This window comes from Candidatus Hodarchaeum mangrovi, from assembly GCF_975850365.1.
Map to the genome: position 1 here is coordinate 56,464 of NZ_CDLCQJ010000059.1, position 6,636 is coordinate 63,099.

General features: G+C 31.0%; 4 protein-coding genes. 1 reads left to right on the forward strand and 3 read right to left on the reverse strand.

From position 1 onward, the window contains the following. Positions 1–11 precede the first annotated feature (11 nt). The 3 genes from ACWVCY_RS06210 to ACWVCY_RS06220 all read right to left on the reverse strand — a co-directional run bounded on the left by ACWVCY_RS06210 (position 12) and on the right by ACWVCY_RS06220 (position 5,617). Positions 12–1,205 (reverse strand): ABC transporter permease, encoded by a 1,194-nt coding sequence (locus ACWVCY_RS06210; protein ID WP_455141210.1) that lies wholly within the window; start codon positions 1,203–1,205, stop codon positions 12–14. A 203-nt stretch (positions 1,206–1,408) separates the two neighbouring features. After that, a complete protein-coding gene (locus ACWVCY_RS06215) occupies positions 1,409–4,282 on the reverse strand; it encodes a hypothetical protein (protein ID WP_455141211.1) in 2,874 nt (957 codons plus the stop codon). A gap of 96 nt (positions 4,283–4,378) precedes the next feature. Continuing rightward, positions 4,379–5,617, reverse strand: coding sequence for a hypothetical protein (locus ACWVCY_RS06220; protein ID WP_455141213.1), 1,239 nt, complete (start codon positions 5,615–5,617; stop codon positions 4,379–4,381). A gap of 186 nt (positions 5,618–5,803) precedes the next feature. Here ACWVCY_RS06220 and ACWVCY_RS06225 point away from each other — a divergent pair. Then, positions 5,804–6,636: hypothetical protein (locus ACWVCY_RS06225; RefSeq protein WP_455141214.1), on the forward strand; the 833-nt coding region annotated here is incomplete at its 3' end.

The window sequence follows — 6,636 nt, forward strand, 5'->3', positions numbered from 1 at the left end:
TTTTTCTCACCTTATTTCTGACGGAAAAGTTCAATAGGACGTACTGCAAGTGTACGGGTTGTTATTATTACGAATCCAGGAACACACGAAATTACTACGGCTAAAAAGGAAAAAAATGCTGTTGGTGACAATATTATCCAGTAGAACCATGATCCAACTCGTCCTAAATAGATAGAGAGCTGAATGGCAAGTAATCCAATGATAAATCCAGTTACAGCAACAACTAATATTTCTGTTAAAACGACAGTCCTTACATTCCATTTAGAATAGCCCATTGCTTTAAGTACAGCTACTTCTCTTCTTCTGAATCGAGTTATTAAATAAGAATAAAGGGTGCTTACCATAAACGTTCCAAACAATCCAAAAATCAAAGATAAAATAGTAAAATTCCTTTCTCCATCCTTATCAGTTTTCTCTTTAAATATTGGAAAACCGTAAGGACTACCTAGACTATCATAATTATCCGCTAATTGGTCTACGAAATTATAAGTTTGTCCAGAAAATGCAGATAAGATGTCCCCTTGTGCTACAAATGTAATTGAATGAACATAAATTTCATTATCTGAAAGTGCTAAATTTTGAGGACCTCTCAAGCGCTCAAAAGCTTCCTCTGGCATTATTATCCAATGTCTTCCTCCAGTAACCTCGGTATTAGGTATTTTTACAACACCAGATACCTTAATATCAAATTCTGACGCATTGGAAATACCGAGCTTAAAGGTCATACCGACAACGGGTTTTATAAAAGCAAAAACTCCTCCTTCAGAATCTCCCATTGGTAGAATTGAATCACTTGACACTAAAATCTCTGTGGGACTATTAGGAAATCGCCCACTGACTAAATTTGTTGGATTTATAGCCACAAATGCCCATGGATAGTTTTTATTCATACTAAATATTCTAATATTGGTTCCAAAGTCCACAAATTTGTAATATATTACAGCAGAGGCTCCAGACGTAGTCCTTCCATCCTCTATAGCGAGAGTAGACTCTGCAGATGCTAAATCTAAATATGAACCCGAGTTAATACGAATTACAACTCCACGATGATCAAGCATTCCTTCACGAGAAAAATTATCAAATGTACCAAGTAAAAGAACTGTTGCTCCACTCAAAATGCTGAAAACAATGACGAATGTAAAAAAACGCCTTCGAGAACGGGTACTGAATACAATTGATTTCGTGAGTAAGCGATATAATCCCATAGTAAATTACTCCATATGTTTAAATTTAATCGTTGAAATTATATTCTAATAGATGAATTTAATTGTAGATTTTAACTTAATTTGTAGTTTTATAGTCTAATAAGTAAAGGTAATAGAAACTACTTAAAAGGTTGCATATTCATAATTCTACCAATAGTCGTCAAATATATTTTGACTTTATCTTTAAACCATGATTCACTTAATTAATTTTGCACAAAATCGACATCTTTGATTTCTTTCTTAGTTTTGAGAATTTCAAAAATAATACCTAGAAGAAACATCCAGAAAATGAAGAACCAAATGATCCATTCTTCCAAATGTAAAATTAGGACAGTTTTATCAGGAACAGTAGATAAAGCTGAATAAAGGACTGTAATGAGAATAAAAATATAAGATAGAAGACCCACACCATAGGAAACTATAGAAAATATTCTATTTTTTTTATTTGCATCGTTTTTCATTAATTCAGACATTTTAATTACAAGCAACTCATTGAAAACTTCCCGTTCTTTTAAAATAATAGGGAATACAATTGCTAGATAAACAATAGTTCCTAGAATAAGTGTCATGATTAAAATAATTATAACAGGGTGCTCAACCTGTAGAAACCAGTCCTTTATATCAGTTAGGTTTTCAGGAAGGGTAATAAAAATGATTTCAGTCAAAGAAACACCTCTGATTAAAAAATCGGAAACAATCTTGATCCATAATCCCGTCAGAATAAAACTAGATACAATAAAACCAATTTTATTAAACAAATTATCGTCAGATTGATCAAACGATGATTTTAGTTTATAATAATTCTTTGATTCATTTTCTTTGACAACTGTTGCAGAGGAAGCTGAAAAAGGGAGCAATAGGTGGTTCAAAACCAAGAAATAAATTGAAAAATAAATAATAAATCCCAGATCAGAATAGATTGAAAATGATGGATAGGTGAAAATTAATGAATATAGACTCGTCACCATATAAATTATTGTAATTATCTCAGCAAAGGTTCTATACCTTTTAAATAAATGGGAATCTCTTATTTCTAAAGTTAAAAGTGTTTTTTCTGAAATCTTTTTTGAATCTAGTGGTTGATCATTGATTTCAAACAAAATCCATATGATTGAAGTCACCATAAGGCATAAAAGGGTATTTAAAAACCAATTATTAATGGATAGGGGATTATAGCGAAAAGGAATTAAGAATAATAAAATATAAAGTAATGAACCGACAACAATTGTTAAAACATTTAGTCCAGGAATAGATGAAACCTCTCTATAGAAAGAAAAAAAAGTATCCCAGAAATTAAGCAGTGTATTGCGTATTGGATCTGCAATAAATGGGAAAAGCTGAAATCCAGTCCAAAAAACGAATAGAGAAATTAAACATATCTCTAAACAAATAAATATCTTTAAAATTATATTGAGATTGATTTCTTTTTGATAATTTTGGAATTTTATTGATAATTTTTGTCGAATTTCGAATAGAGAGAAATAAGGATTGAATAATAGTATTAGGAATAAACTAGCAAGAAAAACAATTGGTTCTACTCTTACCAAACTAGAAGCAAAGGTATCTTTCAATCCTAATCCTACAGAAAGAAAAATTAAATTGAATTGAAAACCCAAAATTTCTCCTCCGTTAAAAATATTTACTGAAAATTCTCCTATTTTGTCAAAACTAATAATTAGCCAACTAAATAAGATTTCAAGATGTCCGTTAGCGTCGATAGTACCCCATATAGGATCTAGCATTCCTTCATACGGAGGATAAACTCCAACCCATCCACCAGCAAAATTAATAATAAAAGTCAAAGCGCCCAAACAAATTGCGGTTATTTTAATAACTTTTGAATAAATCGGTCGATCCTTTTTTATAAAATCTTTATATTCAAGTAAAAAGGCTAAGGGAATAATTAATAATGGGATAATTGTAACTAAATGTCGTGGACCATATGCAAGGCCTCCTGTTGGTAAAAAATACTTACTATAAAGTAAAATCTGAAAGATAGATAATGAAATACATAACAACGCAAGTTCATTCTTTTTATGATAAAATGGAATAAAACCTAAAACCCCAAGCAGTATAATCGGCATGAATGTAAAAAGTCCATGGTGGGTTGAAAAAAGGAGTATCTGTAATCCTTCAAACATCGAGTTTGCGAAATGTTGATTATTTTTAAAAAATACTGCATAAGAGTATGGTGTCGATAAAGGATCCCCAAAACAAATGAAATTGTAAAACAGAATAATTAAACCACAGAGAACGACTGGAATCGTAAAAATTAATATTGGGATTAAATAATTACTAATAATTCTCTTCCATTCTTTAATTATTTCATTAATTTTCCATGGAAAAGGTAAAAAAATGTAAATAAAATGAAAGGGAAGAAAAAAAAGATAGATATAGTCACAAACAACTATATAACCAGCAAAAAAAGAAGAAAAAATTAATGAAGAACATTTTCCTGTTTGTTTATATTTTGTAGCATAATATAATGTAAGAACGAGAAACCCAGCTGTTATACCATGAGAAAAGAAGGTTCCAATATATGTATAAAATAAACTGCCTAATGAAAAGAGTAATACCGTATAATTTGCATTTTGATGTGAGATCCCTAGCATTTTTAGAAAATCATAGAATTTTATTGCCACAAATGCACCAAATATCAATACACAAAGAATAATGAGAAATTTAACAAAATCATCTATAATCCAAGGATCCTCACCTGTATTCAATCCAATAATTGTACCAATAAAATCTCCAATCCAATATATAGGAACAGCTAGTAAAGATAGTCCAGGAGGTTTATCAGAATATATAGTTCCATTAAAAATGGAATAATCTAAGTAACTATATTTATCACGATCTTCAGGTTTAATTGAAAATTCTCCATATTTTGCTATAGATTTAGTTAGCATAAATCGTGATCCAGGATTAGTATTGGTTACGTCTAAGGTGGCACCAGTAATGTATATCAATAGAATGAAAATAAACAACTTAAAACGAAAGGATCTTCCTAAATGACTAAGTATATCACCTAAACTAGCTGATTTCTTATCTATACCCTTTGAACTACTTGATAACATTTAATGGGCATCCTATTTATAAGAAAAACAATGAAAACAAAAATATTACAAGCTTTATAAAAATAAATAAGTTGAAATAAAATCTTCATGTCAAACTTAGATTTTTAATGCAACAAGAGGTTGCATTCGAGCAACTATTTCTCCTAATCCTAAATCAACAGTTTGAATTACAACAGTTCGACCACGATATGCAAACTGTAACTCTCTAGGTGTTTCAAACATCAGACTCCCAATACCAGTTCCTAGATCCACTGAAAAATATCGACGCTTATCGACTGTTTCGAAGATTTCAGGAACTGCAATAATATGAGGGAAAGAATATCCACCTCCATGAGGTAAAATGTTAGCATTTTCTATTCTTTCTTCAATCCCATATTTTCTTGCTCTTTCAGAAAAATTTAAACTTTCCATGGCTTCCTCAGTAAAATTTGGGATTCCTTTCATCAAATAACAGGGTAAATCGGCTCTCAAGGTTAATGGAAAAAGTTTATTCTCATGAGGATCAAAAACATGAGATCCAAGCGCTGTTTCATTTTTATGAACCATTCCTTGATGAGACGAATGTGCAATAACTTGAAAATCGTCTCCAAAGAGAAGTCTCCCAGCTAAATGTCTTCTTTTTTTCCCAAAATCATCGGCCCATTTATAGAATTGAAAATAATCTTCAGCATCTTGATCAGTTAAATAATTAATTATCCCAAAAGGTGTGTCTAAAACCTTACACATCTCTTGCAAGATTTTACTTTCAGAAGGATACAAGCCTATAATTTGATTATTATTATCAGACTTTAATTCTGAAGGTGAGGAGTGCATCACGAAGGAATATTGGGGAAGATCCATTGATGAACTAACAGCAGGATTAGGTATAATCTCAAAAACATTTATGAAATGATTACCACTTCCAAAATTCCAATGGATTGGAATTCCTTCAATTTCTACTTGATTATCTTCCTCGTTCATGTCATGAACAGATTGAATTAGTTCTATCGGATTGGGAACTTCTTCTAAGGATCCTAACAACATTCCACAGGCATTTGGCATTGTATCAACAAAAACGATAGGTTCATCTCCTTCTCCCCAAGTTATTTTACCACCATAACCGATTCCATTTCTCCATCTATTAAGGTTTCTGGTTATAGTGCAATCAGGTGCAGCTATGAAGGTAGTATTAGGATTAAAACCCTCAAATTCCTGTACCAAATGCATCTTTGCTAGACCATATTGAAAATTTAACTGACAGAGTTTTGAAGCAGAATCATCTAAAGCTGTAGAAAATATAAATTTCTTTGCTCTCGATAATATATCAACTCGACTCATTTTGTGAACAGTTTCCATTAAATTCACCAGTAATAAAGAGATATAAAGCTATAAATTAAATCCATATATAACTATAATAAAGATAACAACCTAAATAACAATCCTGCAAAATACTTCTACAAATTAATATAAAAATTCAATGATTCGTCAGAAGCTATCTAAAAAAATCTAAAGGGAAAATATATGTATATATTGTGAGGAAATATGAAGAAAGCTGATAATAATAGTGTAATGCTTTCAGAAAACATCGACGGATTTTGGGGAATTTATAAAAACGCAACTTTAAGTCCATTTGGCAGATGGGATCCATTTAGGACAATTAAAACTGATTCAGGCAATAAAATTGGCCACCATACTTTTTTCAGTGCAATTCGGGGAAAAAGGCCCCATGAATTTTCCTCATTTGATACCACAGTCCATACTCGCAAGGAATCGCCGAGTATTGATACTTTTTGTGAACTAAGTAATGGAAATCTCCCTTCAATTATTATGTCTAAGGATCTAAAATTGTGGCAAAAACCATTATCTACTTATTTTTCCAAAGAAAATTTAATAGATACTAAAGCCTATACATCAATAAACCTCTATACCCCAATGGCAAGAATTATTAAGGAATTAAATCAAAAAGGCCAAGAAGATTTCAACATTTTATCTGGAATACCACTTGTTCACATTTTAACAAAGCATTATAATACAATTGAAGAAGTTCCAACAGAGGAATTTATCATATATTTAAAAAATATCATTTTAACGGTAAATGAATGCATGAAAAGTTTTTGTAATCCCAATTATACTAATTGTAAAGTGCTTCACTTCTATAACATTGGTCAACGGGCTGGAGCAAGTATTCCGCATTTACACAGCCAAACATTAATTCATGGTAACCATAAAGGCTTCGGATGGAAAGCTTATGGCTTTTTAAAAACTTATCAATGGAATAAAGTGTTTTCACAAGACGAACATTATTGCTTGGCATGTTTATATTCTCAGAATCTTCTAAAAGATTTACATGGACAAGATTTAAAGATTAAAGAAAG